Genomic DNA, 22,618 nt, shown 5'->3' on the forward strand with positions numbered 1-22,618 from the left:
GGGTGCACCTCCTTCGGTTAGGTAGTGGAGTATTGCGCCTTGTTTTCTGCTGCCATTGGCAGACTGGCAGTGCCTACATATTCTTGCTCTAGTGGTACTCTAATTTCGCCTGACATGAGTTTGGGTAGGAGGGAGTCGCGAAGGAGTATGAGAGAATCATTTTCCGACTCGCATTTCTCAACCAATTTCCCAAGTGGTTCAACAACCTCGTTGAATTGTTCAATAACCCTAGATATCGGAATAAGTACAGGGATTCGCTTCATCTCACTACCAGAAATCTCTTTAAACGTTGAACCAGATGCTCTGCTTTCAATCATCTCAGTATTGAATTTCAACACATAATAGAGAAACTCTGTGCCAATGTGCTTAAAAGGAATTAGTGATTTAAACCCTTGATTTGTAGTCATTTCATTTTTTGAAATTGCAATATATCCGATTGGAGCTCTAGAACTAAAAAGAATCGTGCCTTTTGGAACTAACTTCGTACTTGAATTCTTAAACCCATCTTCCGTTATATCAATTTGACCTCGCGAAATATATTTATTCTTATTTATCGAAAGATCTTTGGGTGTTATCCACGGAATTCCCTGAGTTGTATAATATTCTTCCTTATTCTTTGAAGGAGTTGCTCCACCAACAACTTCCCCAAGTTCAGATAGTAATCCGACTCTCCAGCCCTTAGGAATCAACCCTAGCTCACTTTCCTCAAACTCACCGCCGCTGGTCTTATACGGTTCTCCGTTTTCATTCGGAAACTCAAAATCCACAAACCAGCGTTTGAAAAGGGCTTGGGCCATTTCTTCAAGGTTTTTGTTGATGGCGTTGTTGAGTTCAATCTTTTCATCAAGGCTATAGAGAATATTTGAAATAGACCATTGTTCTTCGATAGGAGGTACGACGACAGGCAATTTTAATTGCTCAGTAATACCAATATAACTTCTGGTTGAGCCTGCTCCCGACCAAAGATACAATAAATTTTTAAAATTATGATACTCGAAGTAAAATTTTAGGAATTTATTATCAAGCTTTTTTTTGTTAGCGACTCTATAGTAAGTAACTTGAGGAGTTAACATGATGAATTTATAAGGATTTTTCTTTACCAGAGCAACCCTACCAATTGTTGCTTTATGAGTGATTAAAACATCACCTTCTATTGCAAATCCTTTTCGAAGCTGATTAGCTTGCAATTCCGTAATAAACTTACATTCATTAAATGATAACGATCCATTGTTTATGTCTGAAGCCATAATAAAAGGGATTCCAGTTGTAACAAAATCACTCCCTTTTGGGTGTATTCCTCCGTGGTTTCCATCTAATGGCTTGAAAAGAACTCCTTCATTCACAAGTTCCCCCACCGAAAAGATTGACCAATCACTAGGGATTTGTCCTACCAATGTATCTTTAAAACTCAAACCCAATCCCTCCTAGCTGCTTGCGAATCTCGGCTTCCAAATGCCGCGATTTGGTGAACTGCTCTGCCAACTCCGATGTCAGCCGAACCATTTTGTCCTCAAAAGGCTCGCTATCTTCCTCGACATCTTCAATCCCAACATACCGTCCCGGAGTCAAAATATATTCATGCTCCTGCACTTCCGCAAGTTTCGCCGCTTTGCAGAAGCCTTTCAAGTCTTCATATGCCCCGGCTTCAGACTGACCGCGCCAAGCGTGATATGTATCCGTAATTTTCTTGATATCTTCCGAGGTCAATTCACGGTGCGTGCGATCGACCATTTGTCCCATTTTGCGGGCATCGATGAACAGGATTTCACCGCGGCGGTCACGCAGTCCTTTAGGAGCCTTGTTCTTTGCCATAAACCAGAGGCAGACCGGTATTTGCGTCGAATAGAACAACTGCCCTGGCAGCGCCACGATGCAATCCACCAAATCCGCATTGACCAGCTTGCTCCGAATTTCGAATTCGGCTGTCGTGCTCGTAGACATCGAACCGTTGGCCAAAACGAAGCCGGCAACGCCGCTCGGAGCAAGCTTATTTACCATGTGTTGAATCCAAGCATAGTTGGCATTTCCGGCAGGAGGAATACCGTAAGACCACCGTGCGTCTTCTGTCAGCCTAGCACCGCCCCAATCGCTGATATTGAATGGGGGATTCGCCAGAATGTAATCCGCCTTCAGGTTCTTATGCAGATCGTTATGGAACGTATCCGCATGATGCTCACCCAAGTTGCTGTCGAGACCACGGATCGCCAAGTTCATTTTGCACAGCTTCCATGTCGTCGGGTTCGACTCTTGGCCATATACCGCGATATCGCCAAGCTTGCCTTGATGTTCTTCGACGAACTTCTCACTCTGAACGAACATTCCCCCGGAGCCACAGCAAGGGTCATAAACCCGGCCTTTGAACGGCTCGATCATCTCAACCAGCAACCGGACGACACTGTTAGGCGTATAGAACTCGCCGCCATTCTTACCTTCCGCGCTGGCAAACTTGCTAAGGAAATATTCATAAACCCGGCCGAGCACGTCTTTGGAACGGCTATTTTCATCGCCAACTTTGAATGAAAACAAGTCAATGACTTCACCAAGTCTCGTTTTATCTAGTGCGGGTCTAGCATAATCCTTTGGCAAGACCCCTTTGAGCGAAGGGTTTTCTTTCTCGATGTCGATCATCGCTTGGTCGATGATCTGCCCGATTTCCGGTTTCTTGGCATTGTTTTTGATATTGCTCCAACGAGCGTCCTTCGGCACCCAGAAGATGTTAGCAGCAACATATTCATCCCGATCTTCCGGATCCGCATAGGGCTCATTTTGTAGGGCCGTGTACTTCTCTTCAAAAGCATCCGATACGTATTTAAGGAAAAGCAGGCCCAACACTACATGTTTATATTCTGCAGCATCCATGCTGCCGCGCAGCTTATCGGCCATGCTCCATAATTTCTCTTCAAACCCCAGGTTAGCTGTTGCCATATCCTAAGTTCCTCCTCAGTATAGTTCACTGTAAAGCTTGTTCTTCACTTGCTCCCAACGAGCCGTTGCATTACGAACAGCCGCCTTGAAGCGTTCTTTCTCTTCCACATATCGATTAATACGAACCATCTGTTCCTCTTTAGAGAGGAGTGGTATTTCGATTTCTGCAACATCAGCAGGATTCAAATTCATTACCGTTGTACCGCGTTGGAAGCTCTGAATAAGCGTCGTTCCAACCGGACTTTCTAGAAATATTTTCGCAAATCCGCTTAAGATCGATGACTTTAACCGTATGACGATGATGTTGGCAGAAGCAATGACCGTGCTCTCTGATTCCGGAAAAATGGCGAGCTTATTCACCGTACCACGGCAAGCCATGACGAGATCGCCCGGAAGAATCTCATAGCGCTTAACCTTCCGCTCTTCCTCGTCAATAGTCTCCAACTGTTCCAAGCTTACCTCGCCGTCTTCCAGGTTGGAGATATTCAGCACCTTGATGTTTCCTGCTTTTAAATCCTGCTTCAGAATGGATTTCCCTCGGAAAATATCCGCAATATCCCGTAGCTTCACCTTAGGGACAGGGGCCTGCTGGAAGGAACGCAGCGTGTCTTGATCTTCATCCAGCAGCACATCGATTCGCCAGTTATCGAGCTGAGCGAATGTCTCTGCATGGATCGCGATTTCTCGCTCTATTGCCAGTGACATTTTCTGAAGCTGTAATTGGCCGAGAAGCACTTCGTCCGCAGGTGATTTTCCGAATTCAATCTGGTAAGTCTTGACTGACGTATAGGGCCGGAATAATCCATCCGGCAGCATATGTATGGATTGGATAGGGAACGACTCGTTCGTCTGTCCTCGCCATTTCGCGATACTTCCCGATTGAAACATCATACGCGCAGGGAACGTGACGCTAATTCTCCCTCCGTCCTGCAAAAGGGGGAGTAAATGATTCACTGCCACACCTTCCGAGTCTCTAATGGTCGCATCGTCGCCTTCGTCCATTTTCAATCCGAAGTTCGGAATGGATAAGATGGCGTCGAATTTCTCTGTCAGAGGCAAAGGTTGATAAATCGACCCTTGAATGACTTGAACGTTAGGATACGGATCAAAATAGGTCTTCAGCAGTTTAGCGATGACGTAACTCTCTGTCAGCAATGTAATCGCAAAAGAATGCTTGTAAACTTGCGTTTCCACGAGTCCACGTAAATATTTCTCAGTTTCCGTAATGAGCAGGGTTCGGTAGTGGTTGCGTTCACACATCGTTTTGAATCGTTCCATAATCCCGGAATGAACGATAATACCGCCTGTAACACGATCCTGCTGAAGCGTCTGCAAGGCGTAATCCAATAAGTCCATGTCCTTGCCAGCTTGGTACAACCTATAGAATAATTCCCGATCTCCGGGAAAGTGTCCCAACTCTCGTTCTCCGATATGGTCCTTCATCCATCGAAACAACACTTCCGGCTCCAGGACCGTTGCATGCGCTGCTCCTTGAAGCTCCAGCATCCTTCTCGTTTGTACAACCCGGACCGCTTCCCGAAGCAATTGATCCCGGGAGCTAATGTCATGGAGCAAGCAAATATTCCAGAACGTGTCAATCAATGAATCACCCTCTAGCACTAGGAAGTTATACCTAAATAATACCACAGCGAAATCTAGTATTACAATACCAAAAAAAGAACCTATCCAAGTCGGTTCTTTAGGACATGAATTTGCCCGCAAGTCTAAACGCCCAATCACGTATAGTGTCGCTCTGATAATGCTTTAGCTTTTCTATATTCATTCCGCTACATTGAATGAGGAAATTCTGATCCCAATGGCCGCTCTTACGAACTAGTCCGTCCAGTAGCTGCTTAATGTTTTGCTCAACAGCTCTAAAAGCAATTTGATTTGATGAGCGTAGAATGAGTGTCGATACGGACCAATCATCGGGTCTTGCCACTTCGACAACGTAAAATGTCGAGCCGCTGTATGTCACCTGAACAATAGCACAAGTCCTGCGGGCTCCATTCGTACATACAGAGAAGCGCTTGCCGGGCGGCACCCTGATGATCGACATTCTTATGCTTACTGGAAATGACTTCTTTAAAATCTCAATCATCTGAAAGAACAGCTCAAGACCCATTGCTTCATTGGCAGGAATCGTCTCCAAGGTTTGAAAGTCGATAGGAGGGGTATCGCCACCTACCATTGTATCTTGAGTGCTGACTTCTTTAGCTCCAGTGTGTTTGCCGCCCCGCCCTGAGGTAACAATAACCTCAGTCCCAGTATTTGAATGTTTTACATTTAGGTGACGAGTCTTAATTGCAGGAGAATTAATGAACTTCATGATCGTAGGTGAAGTTTCAAGGACATTCTGATTGATATCTTCTTTGGCATTGTCGCTTTGATCATTCAGTACATAGTCGTTATCCTTGGCTCCGGATATGATTCTGACGGATTTATCGCCTGAACTCCATTCACGCTTCTTCTTGGAAGGATGCCAAAAGAGGATCTCGTCCGACGGATGCCGAAAACCGCCGATGGCCAGAATCTCTTTTACCAAAACATAATTCATAAACTGAACGCCTCGAACATGCAATTGAATGGGGCCGATCGTAGGCAGATTTACTTCAAGTGGTATACCCTTTTTAAATGCTTCAGTAGGATTGAATGGCGAATTCTTAACCGCTTGCCTGAACATGTTCTGATAAACGGAATCCCACAGAGATCTAATCCTCGAGTCTGTATGTATCCATGATAAATGACGTGCATTATTGTCGGTAGCTAATTTGGCCGGAACTCGATTGCTCATATCGAAATGAAGGATTCTCCCCTGAGAATAACTATTATCAACAAGTAAATCCAAGCCATGCGGTTGAAGCACATAATAGGCTAAGTACCTCGAATTAATGAACATTGCTCTGATTAATTCAATGACTGGAATACAATACGTTGGACCACTTGTTCGATAATGTATAATATTCTGCAGTCCGAGTTCTGGATTTTTGCCAAAATCGATTAGACGTTTAGGCAGCTTAAAACTGTTTGTAACTGTCCCTTGATCTAGGGAATCCATCGTAAATTGGAATGCTGAACCGCTCATAGGTCTGACCTGATCATAAACGCCATTCGAATAGATTTGACCTATGCGTAAATAGGGGAGCGTGCCCCAAGGGTAGGAAACAATTTTTATCCCCGAGGCGCTCGTTCTGAATGCCACACGAATGCGCCAGTTCCCCTTGTAATCCATAAACGGAGAGCCAAACCAAACTAACTCTGCCTCCTGGTTCTCCGGAAATGGCCAAGATTTCAGTTTCATTGCAGCCATGAAGATGTCCCCTCTGAATATATGACTGTGTACATAAATCTGCTTTGACCGATACAACGATCTATTTCATCGGATACTTCTTGCGAATAATCCGGTCTTAGCCCTGCAAGTTTCTCAATTTTCCACCGTTTCAATGGCCATTCACCTGTCAGTTGTTCTGCTGCCCAGCGTACTCTGCGCTTCTGAAACTGAGTTACCGATTCCAAATAGTTTGACATGATCCTCATTGTTACTGGAAGCTTATCGCCGTGCTTCTCAAGCCAACTTAACTTGCCGATACGTTTGCCGATTAAAGCAATCGAAATCCGAATAGGCTTGGAGTTGAGATCGGATAAAATAGATTTGCACGCCGATTCAACCTCCCAGCTTAGCTCCAAATCGCGTTTTTCCCAATCAACGCGTATCTTGGGTGCATTCCTTAAAACGGGCGAGGAAAGATTCCTTCTTGCCTTTTGGGATCTCCTTTCATGCGGCTGTTTAACAGTTTCAGCTATGTCGGTGTGAGCATATTTGATCACCGTATTCGTATCTACCCCAAGAATTCTAGCGACGGCGCGATAGGATAACCCCTCTTGAATACATTGTTCAAGTTTACCTACCCATACGGGACCAAACGACTTAATGCGTCCTCGATGGAACTTATCTTCTTCCGAACTATCAGGCCCTCTCCGAGAATAGGAGAAGCCGCACGAACACATGAAGGTCCCGACAGGGCGTCCAGTATCAGAGCAACGAGTAATGTTGCATTGCGTTACAACAAGCTCTTCATAGTGTTCAGCTGCTTTATTGAGACATGGCCAAGGGCCAATACCAAATGGCCCGTCATTATCTTTCGCACAATTTAGGAAATCGCCAAATGAACCATACAAATAGCGGATAAGAAGTAGTTTTCGCAAAGGATGAATGGCCCAACGCACTTTTCTTGTTGAGATCGCCAACCAAGAGTAGTCCCTATCCGCCAGATTGCTCTCGAGCAATTCTAATAGCTCGGGGCTATAAAAACGGACAAGCTGTTCTTCCAGTTTTTGTTGTCGAATATGTTCTCCCGCCGTCACGTATCCCTGCTCTGCTAGTCTAGGAAGGATTTTCTCCCGTGAATCATATAAAGCTGGTGGCTCGTCCAACTGGACGAGCATCTGAATATCATCTGCAATACCCATTAGGCGATCGATTAATTTATTTGGTAAAGATTCAATGATTGGTACCGAACGAAACATATGTCTGGAAATCGGTAAAACAGTTAACCCATGTCGATCAGACAATGGTGCCGTGATTTCATGTAAAATCCTTTGATGCACATGACAAAGATATACGCCAGGTAATTGATGAATTCGATGCCAGTAGGGTTCACCATACCTTTGAATATCTTGCTCGTAACACGAAGGGCAAAAGCGCAAACGATTGGTTCTATCAATCGTGCTTGCAGTAATACCTACCAGAGCATGGATACCCGATCCATCCGAGCTTTTCATTAATGTTCTTAAGCGATTAGCGCGCTCCTTAGGTAAAAATGGAGCGTAATACGGGAAGAAGGTGTGGCGGTCGATCCAATCATCGGCACTCATTCCTTGAAGTTCGCTTCTTCTCGCTAATGCTTCTAGATGGCTCGGAAGATCAATTGTTGGAATTACGTTCTCGGTCCCGTATATTTCCCTGAAAGTCCATTTTGGACTCTCGTTGTTGGTTCGTAGGTGATATCGAGCAATGACACTATAGAGGAGTTCATCCGGATATGGAATTGGAAGCACGTCACCTCGTATCATTTGCACACAACCTTTAACTGAGAAATTCTAAGGGATCTTTTATGTATCCCGCAATCTTAAGCGATTCGTAGGCGGTCATCTTTTTCTTCTTTCCTTGAGATACGATAACACGCAAATCTGTTGGTTCCGAGGGTACAATTTTCGGATTCCTTCTTTGACGCAGCCCCGATGACTTGTCAGATTTCGGTTTTTTCTTCTGAATAGCCAATGCATGCTTCAGTGCTTCTTTATGTAAATCCACATGATCAAGTTCGTGCAAATGAGCTTTTGTAACTTCTTTCGCTGACTGAAGAGCAATTGCCTGGTCTACTCCAGCATCAATAAGCCATGCACTTAACTCGTTAACCGTTTGCTGGGTCACATCGTAGCCAAGCTCTGTACGGATAACTTCCAATCGTTCGGCCTGCCGTTGTTCAGCTTCAATTCTGTCCAAGTAATCATCGATGGACACGCTGTCGTAGATGTCGGCAAACTTCTGAATTTGTTTCTTCTTCCCTGAACGCAAAGCTTCTAAAGCCGGTCGAATGAGGGTCAATCTATCCTTCGCTACAGAACGGATTAATTCCGGTGTAATATGATCAATTTCTTTATCAAGTGCTCTCCATTGGGTTAACATGAACAATTTAATCGCGATGTCTGATATCCCTTGAGACTCGTCATACATGACATCGATGAAGGTTTGGTCTAAATCCACTTTGTTGTTCGTCCATTGGTATTTCCATAATCCTTGCAGTAACCACGTCCATTCGTCGTCCTTCTTGAAGTGGTGCCATGTGGCGTCCCCCTGACCACTGTTACGCCGGGCATTCCTGAATTCTCCGTTAAGTGCAGGAAGAGCCTTATACGTTCCAACCAGAATGACTGGCAGGCCAATGGTGTTAACCAATTGAACAAAGAAGTTAAGCATTTGTGCCGCTCGATCATCCTTGGCCTCTTGCAGGTTCTGAATTTCATCGATGACAAGCACTCCCAGGCAATGCACAGCGGCGGCTTGAGCCATTAAAGGGAGCAATTCATCCGGATTCTTTGTCGCGTTTTTCTTGTAATACTTGGTTCCGACTAAGCTATCTACCGCTAGAAGGAAGTTCAGGCATAGTCCTCTAATCGAGCCGTCATGTGGACAATCCATCTTCAACCATACAATTTGATACGGTGCAGGCATATCTTGGGCTTGATATTTGCGATGCAAAATCACTTGCGGATACATCTGCAGAATGCGAAGCAAGCTGCTAGATTTGCCGATGCCGGATATTCCAACTAAAGCGAACCCAGCTGAAGTGGGTGTATTCACCGGATACCCACTTGTGTTTCCTTGCATAATGAGTTCATAGGCGTCTTTACGAGCCCTGAATGCATAGTTGGGGGTAAGTGGGTTACGCCCTACATAACCGTCTCTAATCAACCTGGAGATGCTACTCTGCAATTCCAAATGTCTGGATAAAGGCCGGAAAAAATCTCGAGAAATGCGTTGAACACAATGAAGTCGGAGATGGACAGGTAGATCTCGCTCGGATACTTGGAAAATCGGTTTGGAGGCCAGTTTGTTCACGACCGTCTTATCGTCCCAGATCGCCGGCAAGGCTTCTAAGAGTGGATTACCACGATAATCCTCCAGAAGGGGATCTTGATAATCTGCCTCTACAAACTCGCCGCGGCTGAAATGAAATAAGGGAACATCGAATTCGCTCACTCGTCATCACCCTCTTCATTCAAAAAAGCTTTGATTTTCGATAGCTTATCCGCTGGCGGAATATACGATTGTTTCATCTCATTGTGATTATCACGTTTCAAGGGGACCACATTATCGCTTGGACGCTCCGTAGGCTGAGCCTTCTCAGATAACTGAAACGCTTCTTGTTCTCGATTTAATAGTTTCTCGTTCGTCCGGCGTTGTCTTGAGCCCTTAACGCGCTGACTATTGCTTTCCTCGCTGTGCTTAATGGCCTCGTTCGTCTTCTGGGTTGCCTCTTTCACAATAGCTTCCCGCTGGGCGTCGAGCTCTACTTTGGAGTACATATTGCTCGTTTCTTGATGTCGTCCTTGATATCGTTCGATTTCCAGTAAATCTTCAACTTCCTCGAATCTCTTATTTTGATATCGCTCTTCGCGTTCAAGAAGCGTACATGTCTCAAACTGATGACCATTATCCAGCCACAGATAGATTTCATTCGTCGAGCGAGGGTCATAGCACACCTTAACTCGCCACGTTTTTCCCGCACGTGCCTTAACGAACCATTGCTCGCGCATTGCCAGATCGCATCCGTAATGCATACCTTTAAATTGAATCCCCGCAGAAGTTACTGTAGCTTCTCCTTGCAGCATCAAATTTAACTTCACAATATGCTCAGGCTGTTTCTTGAGTCGGCCATTCCGATTAATGATTCCCCACCGCCACAACTCTCTCGGGATGGGTGTTACATCTTCTGCAACCATGAATTCATTTCGGTCATACCAGAGCATGTGATGATGATTATTGTGGTACAGAACATTTTGAATCATGATCTTAGTGAATTCACGGAGGGTTAACTTCGCATCCAAGCGATAATCTCTCTCTCCTCGTTCTCGAAATCGCTCTTTGATAGCTCCCGGAATGAATCGAATGCTTCGCAGGTTGGTTAAGCGGAATTGTTGTTCTACGATTCCCTTCCAGTCAGCACGATAAGGAGGGGCGTTTTCTACGTCCACACCCAATACATCGATAAGATGACTTGGTTTATTGCCTTCAAGCTCTCCACGGTCAGCCGTCAGTTTCTGAGGCAAATGGCTGCTTACCCACTCTTCAGGCTCAATAGCGATGCCATATTGCGCGCAAAACTGAACCTTATCGGACGTCGTATTGGCAAGCGCCATCATGGCTCCAATCCAACTCGGACCTTCTAACCCAATATAAATTCCAGCAATGTATCGGCTGAATACATCGATTACGATGTATATAATCGGGCGGCCAATAATCCACTCCCGTCTATACTCACTAACCAGGTAAACGTCAGCTACTGTTGCGTCAATCTGAAATCGGGAGCCGGGACCGAAGCTTTCAAAGGTGGAGCTTCCTAAAATCGGACGATACTCTAACGCGAATCTTTTCTTTCCATGTCGACTTTTTAACGAATTCTCTAAGTCCATTTCTTTCTTAAACCAGTATTTGTACTGCCCGAATGTAGGTAACTTTTCAGGTGGAGGGAGAATGGGTACAAGAGCGTTTTCGTTTTGTCTGAATCCGGATGCAAAGAACTTCTCGAGTGTCTTTTGATAGGCATGCTTTAGCGGCGCTTTATCCTTGTTGTTATAAAATAATCGGATGCCGGAACGAAGTAACTGCTTGGTTTCCTCGTCGATATTAATGCCTACAGGCGCGTCTTCAAACTTTCTCGGACGACCACGCTTTATCTCTTTTGGTTTCCTATCATTTCCGTAACTCCCGCAATTATTGAAATGGGGCAGCAGAGCGTTTTTCATCTTTCCACCTTGCCAGTATCTACGTAAATAACGGTAAAGCGTGCTCTTGTGTAACCCTGTCCGTTCTTGCGCTTCTCGAATTCGTGCTCCTCGAAACCTCTTATCGAAGCACGCTGGTTCATCCACTACAATTTCTTTAATTGCGTCCCATGATTTATCTCGCAAAGACAGATGTTCGCTATCAATCCCGGAATCCAATAAAGGGATGCTGTCGTTGATCCATTCAATTTGTCTGCATATATTGGACTCAAAACCGATTGTATACTCAGTAAAAGTTTTCATAACTGGAAACGCCTTATCATCTTGCATCGCAATGCTAAAAAGCAAATCTCTTGAAGGAGAGATCCATAAAATACGCTCTATATAACGCTCTTCAGTGTCGGGTAATCTCCATTCAACAACCATATTTTCAAACAGAGTTTGCATGATTTTTACCCGCCTTTCGCAAGCCTTTCGATTTCTAGGGTAACCATGAAGTCCTTCGCTGAAAGCGTCGGCTGAATTCTTTCATGCATATTGACCGACCATATTTTACGAGCAATAAAATGACGAAACATCGCCAATGATGTGCCTACTTCCAATCCTAGTTGTTCATCGCAGGCTAAGCAGGCTCTAGCAATTGTTTCTCCATCTTGCAAACGAGATGCCAGTATTCGCTGCAAATTCTGAACGACAAATACACCTAATTCGGAAATATCATCGTTATGATACTCTTTGTGAACCCATTCGATATTTCGAATCAATGCTTCAGGCAAGTCTTGATCCGTGATCATTCCCCAATCGATATGTCGAGATTCCCAGTACAACCTCTCAATTTCGAATTTTTCCATCGTACGTTCATCACCGATTTGGGAGGAAGGTTTTACCGTTCTAGCATAGTTTTTATCTTTGAACGTAATCAGGAAGTCCGTTGTCATGACAATCGGGATTCCGGTTTTAGGATCTGTTGGATGCCTAATGCCTACTTTTTCTGCAATTAACAAAGTTTCTTCGAGTGGAAGAAGAGGGAACTGCTCGCGGATATCCGATACATCATCGGAATAATCCAGCAGATAGCAATAATCGCGTTCGATATCAGAAAGTAACTCATGTCTTCGGCCAGTCGTCCAACCAAGTCCACGAGTTGCTCTGCCTTCCGAGGGAACGTCTTGTATTCTAAGCCAAGGAAGGTATTCCTTGCCCGTCCCTTGGCCTCTTCCTTCTTTAATGAATCTTTCAATCTTTGCTTCCGTGATCTCGCGTTTTCGTTTTGCCATGATGTCACCTCCAAGAACATAAAAATAGGGCTACCCGAAGGCAGCCCCAAATGGAGTCATGTTGATTGTTCTGGATGTCGATTCTGTAGACAGTAAAAGAGCTCCTAGTAGCAGTATGGCCAGAAATGTGAGTCTAATACTTTATTTTCTCAGTCTACAACTTTATTTTCCTAGTCTAATACTTTATTTTTCAGTCTAATACTTTATTTTCTTTTGACAAAAATCTATGCTGTAGGATCTCCCCTTACTCCACCGTCACACTCTTCGCCAAATTCCGTGGTTTATCCACGTCCAGGCCGCGTGCGACAGAAGCGTAGTAAGCGAGCAATTGCAATGGAATGACGGTCAGAATCGGTGTCAGCATGGGCAAGGTGGACGGCATGTAAATCACTTCATCCACAGCTTTTGCCAGGTCTTTGTCGCCTTCCGTAGCGAAGCCCAGGATATGTCCGCCACGAGCTTTGACTTCGACGATGTTGCTCACCATTTTTTCAAAGATGTCCGGTTGAGTAGCCAGTGCGACGACCGGTACATTTTCTTCGATTAGCGCAAGGGTGCCGTGTTTTAGTTCTCCAGCAGGGTAAGCCTCGGAGTGAATGTAAGAGATCTCTTTCAGCTTCAGGGAGCCTTCCAGCGATACCGCGTAGTCAAGGCTGCGTCCGATGAAGAAGACACTGCTTACTTCTCTGATGCTCTCTGCGAATTCACGAACACGAGCTGCCTCGGATTCTTCCAGCATGGAAGCGATTTTGCCCGGGATGGCTTGTAAATGCTCGACGACATTTGCAACCTCGTCCGCTGGCAATGTACCTTTTACCTCTGCAAGATACAGAGCAAACAGATACAGGGTGACCACTTGGGACGTATACGCCTTGGTAGACGCTACGGCTACCTCGGGACCTGCCCATGTGAAAAGAACTTCATCTGCTTCACGGGCCACAGAGCTGCCGACGACGTTGGTGATGGCCATGACCTTCACATTGCTCTTCTTCGCTTCCCGAAGCGCTGCTAGAGTATCTGCAGTCTCTCCAGATTGGCTGATGACGATCATCAAGGTTTTATCCGTGTAGATTGGATCGCGATAACGGAACTCCGATGCTACGGCCACTTCGACAGGTACACGCGTCCATTTTTCGATGACGTCTTTACCGACTAGACCCGCGTGCATGGAAGTACCGCATGCTACGATGTAAATCCGATCATAGGTCGCCAGCTCGGCATCGCTCATTTTCAACTCAGGCAGCACGATGCGTTTTTGCGCTTGGTCGATGCGAGGTCCCATGGTATCGCGAACAGCTTGCGGCTGCTCGTAGATTTCCTTGAGCATGAACGAATCATATCCGCCTTTTTCCGCTTGTACCAGATCCCATTCGACATGGAAAACATCCCGCTCCACTTTCTTTCCTGTCTCCACGTCCAAAAGCTCCACGCCATCGCGCGTCAATACGGCCATTTCGCCTTCATTCAAAATGTACACATCGCGTGTATGCTCCAGAATTGCCGGAATATCCGACCCGATAAAGCTTTCTCCGTCACCAATCCCTACTACGAGAGGACTCGCCAGGCGAATCGCCACCAGCTTATCTGGCTCATGCTTGGTCATGATCCCGAGCGCATAGGCACCGCGCATCCGCTGCACAGCTTTACGAGCAGTGGAGACAATATCTCCGTCGTACATGTCAGCCAGCAGATGGGCAATGACTTCTGTATCGGTCTCGGAAGTAAATGTGTAGCCTTTTGCCAACAGCTCTTCCTTGATCGGCATGAAGTTTTCGATGATCCCGTTGTGCACAACGGCAAAATCGCCCTTTTCATCCAGGTGAGGGTGGGAATTCTCGTCAGACGGCTTTCCGTGTGTCGCCCAACGTGTGTGCCCGATCCCAACAAAGCCTCCCAATGGATGAGACTCCAAACGATCCTCCAGGACAGCGAGACGGCCCTGTGCTTTATCCATTTGCAGACCCTGCTCGTTCAATACAGCAATCCCTGCGGAGTCATAACCGCGATACTCCAGCTTACGCAGTCCCCCGATAATAACCTCTTGCGCTGATTTATCTCCAATATATCCAACGATTCCGCACATAAGTAAGTGATCCCCTTCCATATTGACGGGGACACAACCCAATGCCAATGGTACGGGGGTGTGCCCCCGCCATTCCAGTGTATTTTTAAATGGTGCTCCATTCTATTCAGACAATGACCAAAACGTATCAGGCGCAGGATTTTGTCCATCCGATCACTCAGATGTTTTGTCCCTGCGCTCCGCGGCAGTGATACGGCTGCCGGGAGGTACCCGCCGAATTCCTCGATAAACCTCCACCTCGTCCACTATGCTCCATGTCGGGCAGTCACAGTGCTGGCGCTTTACAACAGTTATTCGTTTTAACACACGCTCTCTTCTTCTGTCCTCGCCTCCTTTACCCGATTGCATATGATGATCATACACATACACTTTACCACAATGCCTGCGAAACAACAATCCAAATATTCCCATTATTATTTATAGATAAGGGAGTGGCTGTTCACCACCCCCTTGCTTTTATATTCACACGAGCTCTTGTTTGACAACGTCCACGATCCGATTGACCAAGCCTTCCAGCTGACTCTCATCAGGTCCTTCTGCCATCACGCGAACGATCGGCTCGGTTCCAGACGGCCTTACCAACACGCGGCCATTGCCTGCCAGCTCTTCCTCGACCTCGCGAATCGCTTGTTCGATCGCTGTATTGCCAGCGAGCTTGGACTTATCCTTTACGCGTACGTTGATCAAGAGCTGTGGATACTTGACCATCACTTGCTTCAGCTCGGACAAAGATTGGCCGGATTCCTTGATGATATTGAGCAGCTGCAGTCCAGTCAACAATCCGTCTCCTGTGGTATTGTAGTCCAAAAAGACGATGTGACCCGATTGCTCGCCTCCAAGGTTGTATCCGCCACGAATCATTTCCTCGACGACGTAACGGTCTCCTACAGCCGTTTTTGTCGTGTTGATGGCGCATTCCTCCATGCCCTTGAAAAAGCCCATGTTCGCCATCACAGTGGTGACCACCGTATTGTTGTTTAGCTTCCCTTTTGCTTTCATCGCACGGGCACAAATAGCCATGATGTAGTCCCCATCCACGATCTCGCCGTTTTCATCGACAGCGATGCAGCGGTCAGCGTCCCCGTCAAAGGAAAGACCCAGATCCGCCTTGTGCTTCACCACTTCCTCCTGCAAGCGCTCCGGATGTGTGGAACCACAATTTTCGTTGATGTTTACGCCATTCGGATTTGCCCCGATGGTGATGACTTCTGCCTCTACGTCTGCAAACAGACGAGCTGCCAGGGAAGAGACTGCTCCATTGGCGCAATCCAGTACAACCTTCAAGCCGTCAAAGCGCTCAGAAACCGTACTTTTCAGGTGAGACAGGTATTTTTGTCCACCCTCCAGGAACTCCAGTACCGTTCCGATCTGTTCACCAGTCGGACGAGGCAAAGTGTCCTCTGTAGCATCCAGGTATTGTTCGATTTCTGCTTCCATGACATCCGACAGTTTAAAGCCATTGCTGCCGAAGAACTTGATTCCGTTATCCGGAAACGGATTGTGCGAGGCGGAAATCATAACCCCCGCATCCGCACCCAACGCGCGTGTGAGATACGCAACTCCAGAAGTGGAAATGACCCCCAGTCTGACTACTTCCGCTCCGACCGACAGCAGGCCAGCCAACAGAGCACTTTCCAACATCTGTCCGGAAATGCGCGTGTCGCGCCCGATCACCACTTTTGGTTTCCCTTCCAGTTTGTGCCTTGTCAGAGCATACCCGCCTACACGACCGATTTTAAATGCCAGTTCTGGTGTCAACTGCGTATTAGCCACGCCGCGCACACCGTCAGTTCCGAAATACTTCCCCATGTTTGTCCCTCATTTCCTTCCTTGTGCACACAACAGCTTATGTTTACCTTTGCTTGTTCGTGATTTCCACTGTGACCTGCTTCGGCGCATTCGAAGCTTGTTTGATGTAATCGGACTGGTTAAAGATGTAGTTCAGCGCCACCTCATACACACCAGCCGGCATATTGCTTACATCTGCCACGATTTGCAAATCTTCCTGCCTGAATTGATCCAGCACCTCAGCTGCACCAATAATATCAAAGTCTACTGTTGAAATTTCTTCACCGTCAGTGGAAAGCACCTTTGCTTGCATGCTCTCCGATAAACCGCTGATCCGGATCGGGATCTTCTCCAAACGTTTTGTCGTGGATGGAACCACTTTCAACGACACCTTCAAATACTCCGGTTCCACCTTCACGATGTTCTCCATGAGCGGCAGCTTTAACTCCAAAACTCGATCTGAGGTAAGGTTGCTCAGGTCAATGCTTGGCCCTGTGTAGGTGCTTGATTTCAATGCATCCACCACTTCTTTCGGGCCATATACGGTCACTTCGTCCACACTGCTATCCACACTAGCCAAACTATAGCCATTCGGCATTTCGTTCGTCAAGTTTATTTTCAGTGGCACTTTTACGAACGGACTCGTGACTGGAATGTTCACTTCTACGGTTAGTGGAACGACATCTGCTCCTTGAATGACATTGCCTGACTTGTCCACTACTTTCAATGGGACTGTCGTCTTAATCGGCGATGTAGCCCCCTCCAGATCCACGGATGCCTTGACGGCCGCCACGGTATCTACCTGGCTTTCCGGCACGCGTACGAGGGCTCGAAACGGCTTGACGATCGGTTCTCCTGCGGAATATCCGGGTGCCACCTGTCCGAGCATTTCGACGTTCACTTCACGCTCCACCGTCTTCTTTTCTTCCAGCGTGATTTCCACCATATTGGGGATGATCCCGACCTTCACTTCATCTGGAAAGCCTTTGTACTGAACCGGTACTTTATGCGTCCCTTTGCCCAAACCCGTTGCATCTACATATACTTCCCATGAATCGGACGGAAAAAAATTGTGCCGATAAAACGGGTTGTTGCTTTGCAGGGCCACTTGCACCGTTCGCTGCTGCTTTACGACCTGGAATTGATCCGTGTCGTATTTGACATGCAAATTTACACCGTCAATAAAAACGGGCTGGTTTCCGTCAATGCTCGATGTGGGCTCTGTCTCCAAGTTCACGACCATCCACATCATAACGGCCAAAAGTAGGGCGACTGCCCGAGCAAACCAATGACTATTTAACCATTTATCCATGTTTTCGCCTCCATTGCCAACGACTACTCATGGATTTCCCTTTGGACAGCGGCTGGAGCTTCTCTGTCAGCATCTCTGCCAGTTGGGCCTCCGTCAAGTTGCGATTCATGTCTCCGTTTGCCGCGAAGGACACCTGTCCAGTCTCCTCTGATACGATGATCGAGAGGCCGTCTGACACCTCACTCAAACCGATTGCGGCACGGTGGCGAGTCCCCAGTTCTTTCGAGATGGAGTTGTTCTCAGACAGAGGTAAATAACAGGCTGCAGCCAAAATAACGTCCTTGCGCATGATCACTGCCCCGTCATGCAGGGGTGTATTCGGGATGAAAATATTAATTAATAATTCCGAGCTGACACGTCCATTGATTCCGATTCCAGTTTCAACGTAATCATTAAGACCTGTTTCCCGTTCGATGACAATGAGCGCACCAATTCGCCTCTTCGCCATGTAAGTGACAGATTTGCACACTTCCTGCACCAAACGACTGACGCTATCCTCATCCTGTGTTCCACTTGAACGTGAAAACAGCTTGCCGCGGCCCAGCTGTTCCAGCGCGCGACGCAGCTCCGGCTGAAAGATGATCACCACAGCCAACACCCCGAACGTGAATGCTTGCGACATCAGCCAGTGCAGCGTCGTCAGCTGGAAGTATTTGCTGAGCAGCCAGGTGATGATAATCAGCATGACCCCTTTGAGCAATTGTACCGCTCGCGTCCCTCGGATGAGCATAATCAGTTTATATATCACGTATGTAACGAGTAATATATCCGTTCCATACCGTAGCAAATCCCCGTAATCCATCGATATCATAGCGAAGCCCCCATATCCCGCTCCATCTCAATGCAGGCAGTCTGTCACCTGTGGAAAAAGCACGGCTGCGCATGCCGTGCTGGTGATTCCGTACTCTCTATTTTCTCCTATCGCATGACGGGAAGCAAGTCATTTCCAATATTTTTCACCTCATACCAAATCCAATCCACAATGGCTTCGATGGATTCAGTGTTTCCCACTACCTGGGCTGTCGATGCCACGAATACTTTCCCTTCTATCGCCACGACATTGCCCCGTACCTCTCCTTGCACTTCTACGTTGCCATTGCGAACCACCAAGTCCCCATCAATGCTGGTTCCGGCTGGCACCACCACAACATTGCGTTCACGATCTATTTTTAGTTTATCCATATTTGACGACGAAACCTGCAAAATATCATTTCGGTCAAACCAATTCGCACTTAAACTGCCTGCCATCAAGATGAAAAAGACAGCCGCAGCGGTAAGAAACGGATGGTTCCGCAGCCAGGAGGAAAACAGGCTCTTCTTGGTCGGAGCTGGCAATTGCGCGAGAACGCGTGCCGTAAAGTCAGAAGACACATGGATATGCGAAGCGCTTTGAACAAAAGCGATGACACGTTGCAATTCATGCATATGCTGACGGCAGGTTGAACATGTCTTCATATGAGTTTGCAAAGACTGATTCGTTAGCTCGTCAGTATCACCATCTAAACATTCGTGAATGAGGACAACCATTTCGCGGCATTCCATCTTATTTACTCCTTTCTCACATCAATCGCAACTTACTGCGCAGAGCTTCCCGTCCACGATGAATCCGTGTTTTAATCGTCGTGATCGGCAGCTTTACAATGTCACTGATTTCCTGCAAAGACAAATCCTCAATGTAGCGCAATATCATGATCGAACGATATTTGGGCTGCAAATGGGATAATGCGTCCTGCACAGTCTCTTGCAACTCCTGCGTTATGACCTTGTCTTCCGGTGTTCGTTCGCTAGAAGACAAGCGGGAGTACCAGTCAAGCCCCTGACCAGGGTCTACTTCTTCATCCAACGAAAAGTCAGGTCGTTTTTTACGTCCGCGATCAATACACAAATTGGTCGCAATCCGGTAGATCCACGTTGAAAATTTATAGCTTTCATCATACGTATGCAAATTGGCATATACGCGCAAAAAAGTCTCCTGCGCAATATCCTCGGCATCCTGGCGATTACCCACCATGCGATACGCGAGCTGAAATATCTTGTCTTTATATATCTCAATCAACTCAGCAAACGCCTCACGGTCCCCCCGCTTTGCGCGCTGGGTCAACCGCTTTTCTACAAAATCCATGCGATCCTCCCCGCAATACCGTACTCCTTAATACGGACGATACAGCATATGGTTTCGTATTTTTTTGCATGTTTGTACGGGTTATTTAGTGGGAAATACAGGTATAAGGGGGGCTTCTTCCCCCATATAGTAATGGTGATGACCCATACACAATCTGATGCAGATAAGGAGAGTGGGACAGATGACGAATAAAGATGTTCTCCTCCAGATCGAGCAGTTGCGCAAGGAACTGAACGACCGTTATAGGGAACAATCATCCATTACCCCAGAACTAGTTGAGTTAAGTGTTCAATTGGACCATTTACTAAACAAGCTCCAACTCCGCCCTTAGAATGTACTGCTTTCTTCCCACAATGTAAAGGTTCGAAAATGTAAAAAATTGTACATGATTAAGGCTGCATAATAAGGAGTAACAAGAAAGAGAGGGTGTATCCCTCTCTTTTTTCGTATGTCTATCTTATTATAACAATTTATCGCCAAACGCTGAACTCATCAATGCTACTGCAACGCGTGCTGTCATATTTTGTTGGTCGAGAATGGGATTGACTTCTACGAATTCTGCCGAGCATAAAATGTTTGCTTCAGCCAGCATTTCCATGGCCAAATGCCCTTCACGGTAAGAAATACCACCTATTACTGGAGTCCCCACACCCGGAGCATCATGCGGATCGAGTCCATCCAGGTCGAGACTGAGATGCACACCTTTTGTATGCTTCGACACATGCGAAATGGCTTCATCCATTACCCGTGCCATCCCCAGCTTGTCAATCTCGTGCATGGTAAACACTTTGATGCCAAGACGCTTGATCAGCTCACGCTCACCCTCGTCCAATGATCTAGCGCCTATAATGACAACATTCTCCGGTTTTATTTTCGGAGAGAAACCAGCAATTCCAACGAGCCGTTCATGCCCGTATCCCAGGCTTGCAGCTAGAGGCATACCATGAATGTTTCCTGATGGAGACGTTTCACCTGTATTCAAGTCTCCGTGGGCATCAAACCAGATCACACCCAGGTCATTCACATTTTTCGCTACTCCTCCGATAGTTCCAAGCGCAATACTGTGGTCCCCGCCCAAAACCAGAGGAAAACGTCCCTCCTGCATGATATCGCTTACAACATTGGCCAGTTTCGTATTGGCTTCCACAACTTCATCCAGATACTTGTGATTTTCTGTTTCTGTATACCGATGGGGACGATTAACATGAATATCCCCTTTATCTTCTATATGCATGCCCATCATTTCCAAGCGAGCCACTACGCCCGCATAACGAATGGCACTTGGCCCCATATCCACTCCGCGACGATCAGCCCCTAAATCCATTGGGACACCCACTATGCTAATGTTCTTGTTCATGAATATGACCCCTTCCCTTGGCAGCTGCGAAACTTTCTGTTCCCTGTTATTGTAGCCGCTTTGAAGGAATTGACTCAACTCGACAACTATTTGCATAAAAAAACAGGCAACCCATTGGTTACCTGCTTTACGCAATCAGATGGAGCGGGTGATGGGAATCGAACCCACGCGACCAGCTTGGAAGGCTGGGGTTCTACCATTGAACTACACCCGCATCATAATGAGGTTAAAAAATGGTCGGGAAGACAGGATTCGAACCTGCGACCCCTTGGTCCCAAGCCAAGTACTCTACCAAGCTGAGCTACTTCCCGACATAAACACAACCATTCTCTTCAAAAAAGAAGAAGCGTGCCCTGAGAGATTCGAACTCCCGACCTTTTGATTCGTAGTCAAACGCTCTATCCAGCTGAGCTAAGGGCACATGTTATTCGGTTCTAAGGTGAAAACTGGTGAGCCATGAAGGACTCGAACCTTCGACCCTCTGATTAAAAGTCAGATGCTCTACCAACTGAGCTAATGGCTCGTGCAAAAATGGCTGGGGTACTAGGATTTGAACCTAGGAATGACGGAGTCAAAGTCCGTTGCCTTACCGCTTGGCTATACCCCAACAGACATTTGATTTTTAAACTGGTGGGGAGAGACGGATTCGAACCGCCGAACCCAGAGGGAGCAGATTTACAGTCTGCCGCGTTTAGCCACTTCGCTATCTCCCCAGCTTTTTATTATAAATGGTGGAGGCTGACGGGATCGAACCGCCGACCCTCTGCTTGTAAGGCAGATGCTCTCCCAGCTGAGCTAAGCCTCCCTAACCCCAAATACTGTTGGGGCCCCCGCAAAGTACCCGGTGTTGCTGCAACGCATTCACTTCACTTTGTGGGGTGTTAGATTATGGTGACCCGTAGGGGATTCGAACCCCTGAATGACAGCGTGAAAGGCTGCTGTGTTAAACCGCTTCACCAACGGGCCATTATACTGGTGCTCCCGACAGGAATCGAACCTGCGACCTCTTCCTTACCATGGAAACGCTCTACCGACTGAGCTACAGGAGCAAGATTATGGCTCCTCGGGACGGACTCGAACCGCCGACCGATCGGTTAACAGCCGATTGCTCTACCAACTGAGCTACCGAGGAATAATGAAAGAACCTTGTTCCTTCAAAACTGGATCTGCATGATTGCTAAAGCATGTGGATAAGTCCTCGACCGATTAGTATTCGTCAGCTCCACGTGTTACCACGCTTCCACAC

The 22,618-nt window shown here is 46.8% G+C and carries 16 protein-coding genes and 10 tRNA genes; 1 reads left to right on the forward strand and 25 read right to left on the reverse strand.

The features are described 5' to 3' along the window. Positions 1 to 17 precede the first annotated feature (17 nt). The 14 genes from EDM52_RS22065 to sigW all read right to left on the reverse strand — a co-directional run bounded on the left by EDM52_RS22065 (position 18) and on the right by sigW (position 20,015). On the reverse strand, positions 18 to 1,412 hold the full coding sequence (locus EDM52_RS22065; protein WP_122911086.1) for a restriction endonuclease subunit S: 1,395 nt from the start codon (positions 1,410 to 1,412) through the stop codon (positions 18 to 20). Then, positions 1,402 to 2,925: a class I SAM-dependent DNA methyltransferase gene (locus EDM52_RS22070; RefSeq protein ID WP_122911087.1), complete on the reverse strand. Its 1,524-nt coding sequence runs from the start codon at positions 2,923 to 2,925 to the stop codon at positions 1,402 to 1,404. The genes EDM52_RS22065 and EDM52_RS22070 overlap by 11 nt, the downstream gene beginning before the upstream one ends. Positions 2,926 to 2,940: 15 nt before the next feature. Continuing rightward, a complete protein-coding gene (locus EDM52_RS22075) occupies positions 2,941 to 4,527 on the reverse strand; it encodes a restriction endonuclease subunit S (protein ID WP_183185284.1) in 1,587 nt (528 codons plus the stop codon). Positions 4,528 to 4,624: 97 nt separating this feature from the next. Continuing rightward, the gene (locus tag EDM52_RS22080) at positions 4,625 to 6,235 is read right to left on the reverse strand and encodes a Tn7-like element transposition protein TnsE (protein ID WP_122911088.1); all 1,611 of its coding nucleotides are present in this window, start codon (positions 6,233 to 6,235) and stop codon (positions 4,625 to 4,627) included. Then, positions 6,223 to 7,998, reverse strand: coding sequence for a TnsD family Tn7-like transposition protein (locus tag EDM52_RS22085; protein WP_122911089.1), 1,776 nt, complete (start codon positions 7,996 to 7,998; stop codon positions 6,223 to 6,225). Before EDM52_RS22085 ends, EDM52_RS22080 begins: the two co-directional genes overlap by 13 nt. 13 nt (positions 7,999 to 8,011) lie before the next feature. Continuing rightward, positions 8,012 to 9,688, reverse strand: a complete 1,677-nt coding sequence (locus EDM52_RS22090) for an ATP-binding protein (protein WP_245997289.1) — start codon at positions 9,686 to 9,688, stop codon at positions 8,012 to 8,014. Beyond that, entirely contained in the window at positions 9,685 to 11,880 is a 2,196-nt protein-coding gene (locus EDM52_RS22095; protein WP_122911090.1) for a Mu transposase C-terminal domain-containing protein, read from the reverse strand. The genes EDM52_RS22090 and EDM52_RS22095 overlap by 4 nt, the downstream gene beginning before the upstream one ends. Positions 11,881 to 11,885: 5 nt before the next feature. Further along, positions 11,886 to 12,710 carry a TnsA endonuclease N-terminal domain-containing protein gene (locus EDM52_RS22100; RefSeq protein WP_122911091.1) on the reverse strand — a complete coding sequence of 275 codons (825 nt, stop codon included), beginning with the start codon at positions 12,708 to 12,710 and terminating at the stop codon, positions 11,886 to 11,888. Positions 12,711 to 12,954: 244 nt separating this feature from the next. After that, a complete protein-coding gene (glmS, locus tag EDM52_RS22105; RefSeq protein WP_122911092.1) occupies positions 12,955 to 14,793 on the reverse strand; it encodes a glutamine--fructose-6-phosphate transaminase (isomerizing) in 1,839 nt (612 codons plus the stop codon). Between the two features lie 462 nt (positions 14,794 to 15,255). Continuing rightward, complete coding sequence (gene glmM, locus EDM52_RS22110; RefSeq protein WP_122911093.1) at positions 15,256 to 16,602, reverse strand: phosphoglucosamine mutase; 1,347 nt, start codon at positions 16,600 to 16,602, stop codon at positions 15,256 to 15,258. Positions 16,603 to 16,645: 43 nt separating this feature from the next. Beyond that, positions 16,646 to 17,893, reverse strand: coding sequence for a CdaR family protein (locus EDM52_RS22115; RefSeq protein WP_122911094.1), 1,248 nt, complete (start codon positions 17,891 to 17,893; stop codon positions 16,646 to 16,648). Next, complete coding sequence (gene cdaA, locus EDM52_RS22120) at positions 17,886 to 18,704, reverse strand: diadenylate cyclase CdaA (protein WP_122911095.1); 819 nt, start codon at positions 18,702 to 18,704, stop codon at positions 17,886 to 17,888. Before cdaA ends, EDM52_RS22115 begins: the two co-directional genes overlap by 8 nt. Before the next feature lie 107 nt (positions 18,705 to 18,811). After that, on the reverse strand, positions 18,812 to 19,435 hold the full coding sequence (locus EDM52_RS22125) for a zf-HC2 domain-containing protein (protein WP_122911096.1): 624 nt from the start codon (positions 19,433 to 19,435) through the stop codon (positions 18,812 to 18,814). A gap of 16 nt (positions 19,436 to 19,451) precedes the next feature. Beyond that, positions 19,452 to 20,015, reverse strand: coding sequence for an RNA polymerase sigma factor SigW (gene sigW, locus EDM52_RS22130; protein ID WP_122911097.1), 564 nt, complete (start codon positions 20,013 to 20,015; stop codon positions 19,452 to 19,454). Between the two features lie 181 nt (positions 20,016 to 20,196). On the opposite strand from sigW, the gene EDM52_RS22135 reads away from it, so the two are divergent. Then, positions 20,197 to 20,346 (forward strand): aspartyl-phosphate phosphatase Spo0E family protein, encoded by a 150-nt coding sequence (locus EDM52_RS22135; protein WP_122911098.1) that lies wholly within the window; start codon positions 20,197 to 20,199, stop codon positions 20,344 to 20,346. Between the two features lie 129 nt (positions 20,347 to 20,475). Here EDM52_RS22135 and rocF read toward each other — a convergent pair whose 3' ends face one another. From rocF to EDM52_RS22190, 11 genes are all read right to left on the reverse strand, one after another. Beyond that, positions 20,476 to 21,372: an arginase gene (rocF, locus tag EDM52_RS22140; protein ID WP_122911099.1), complete on the reverse strand. Its 897-nt coding sequence runs from the start codon at positions 21,370 to 21,372 to the stop codon at positions 20,476 to 20,478. 140 nt (positions 21,373 to 21,512) lie between these two features. After that, positions 21,513 to 21,586, reverse strand: a tRNA-Gly gene (locus tag EDM52_RS22145). A 20-nt stretch (positions 21,587 to 21,606) separates the two neighbouring features. Then, positions 21,607 to 21,683: transfer RNA gene (locus tag EDM52_RS22150), tRNA-Pro, on the reverse strand. Positions 21,684 to 21,719: 36 nt separating this feature from the next. Next, positions 21,720 to 21,793: transfer RNA gene (locus EDM52_RS22155), tRNA-Arg, on the reverse strand. A gap of 26 nt (positions 21,794 to 21,819) precedes the next feature. Next, positions 21,820 to 21,895, reverse strand: a tRNA-Lys gene (locus EDM52_RS22160). A gap of 9 nt (positions 21,896 to 21,904) precedes the next feature. Then, positions 21,905 to 21,979, reverse strand: a tRNA-Gln gene (locus tag EDM52_RS22165). A gap of 21 nt (positions 21,980 to 22,000) precedes the next feature. Then, a tRNA-Tyr gene (locus EDM52_RS22170) sits at positions 22,001 to 22,085 on the reverse strand. Positions 22,086 to 22,101: 16 nt separating this feature from the next. Beyond that, positions 22,102 to 22,177, reverse strand: a tRNA-Val gene (locus tag EDM52_RS22175). A gap of 84 nt (positions 22,178 to 22,261) precedes the next feature. Next, positions 22,262 to 22,338: transfer RNA gene (locus tag EDM52_RS22180), tRNA-Glu, on the reverse strand. A gap of 7 nt (positions 22,339 to 22,345) precedes the next feature. Beyond that, positions 22,346 to 22,421: transfer RNA gene (locus EDM52_RS22185), tRNA-Thr, on the reverse strand. Positions 22,422 to 22,428: 7 nt separating this feature from the next. Continuing rightward, positions 22,429 to 22,504: transfer RNA gene (locus EDM52_RS22190), tRNA-Asn, on the reverse strand. Between the last annotated feature and the right edge of the window lie 114 nt (positions 22,505 to 22,618).

Source organism: Brevibacillus invocatus (genome assembly GCF_003710915.1).
GTDB classification, from domain to species: domain Bacteria; phylum Bacillota; class Bacilli; order Brevibacillales; family Brevibacillaceae; genus Brevibacillus; species Brevibacillus invocatus.

Excerpts from the sequence above, each read along its gene's own strand:
- EDM52_RS22070 (WP_122911087.1), bottom strand. The coding sequence starts at position 2,925 with ATGGCAACAGCTAACCTGGGGTTTGAAGAGAAATTATGGAGCATGGCC.
- EDM52_RS22080 (WP_122911088.1), bottom strand. The coding sequence starts at position 6,235 with ATGGCTGCAATGAAACTGAAATCTTGGCCATTTCCGGAGAACCAGGAG.
- EDM52_RS22085 (WP_122911089.1), bottom strand. The coding sequence starts at position 7,998 with ATGATACGAGGTGACGTGCTTCCAATTCCATATCCGGATGAACTCCTC.
- EDM52_RS22095 (WP_122911090.1), bottom strand. The coding sequence starts at position 11,880 with ATGCAAACTCTGTTTGAAAATATGGTTGTTGAATGGAGATTACCCGAC.
- EDM52_RS22100 (WP_122911091.1), bottom strand. The coding sequence starts at position 12,710 with ATGGCAAAACGAAAACGCGAGATCACGGAAGCAAAGATTGAAAGATTC.
- glmS (WP_122911092.1), bottom strand. The coding sequence starts at position 14,793 with ATGTGCGGAATCGTTGGATATATTGGAGATAAATCAGCGCAAGAGGTT.
- glmM (WP_122911093.1), bottom strand. The coding sequence starts at position 16,602 with ATGGGGAAGTATTTCGGAACTGACGGTGTGCGCGGCGTGGCTAATACG.
- EDM52_RS22115 (WP_122911094.1), bottom strand. The coding sequence starts at position 17,893 with ATGGATAAATGGTTAAATAGTCATTGGTTTGCTCGGGCAGTCGCCCTA.
- cdaA (WP_122911095.1), bottom strand. The coding sequence starts at position 18,704 with ATGATATCGATGGATTACGGGGATTTGCTACGGTATGGAACGGATATA.
- EDM52_RS22125 (WP_122911096.1), bottom strand. The coding sequence starts at position 19,435 with ATGGAATGCCGCGAAATGGTTGTCCTCATTCACGAATGTTTAGATGGT.
- sigW (WP_122911097.1), bottom strand. The coding sequence starts at position 20,015 with ATGGATTTTGTAGAAAAGCGGTTGACCCAGCGCGCAAAGCGGGGGGAC.
- EDM52_RS22135 (WP_122911098.1), top strand. The coding sequence starts at position 20,197 with ATGACGAATAAAGATGTTCTCCTCCAGATCGAGCAGTTGCGCAAGGAA.
- rocF (WP_122911099.1), bottom strand. The coding sequence starts at position 21,372 with ATGAACAAGAACATTAGCATAGTGGGTGTCCCAATGGATTTAGGGGCT.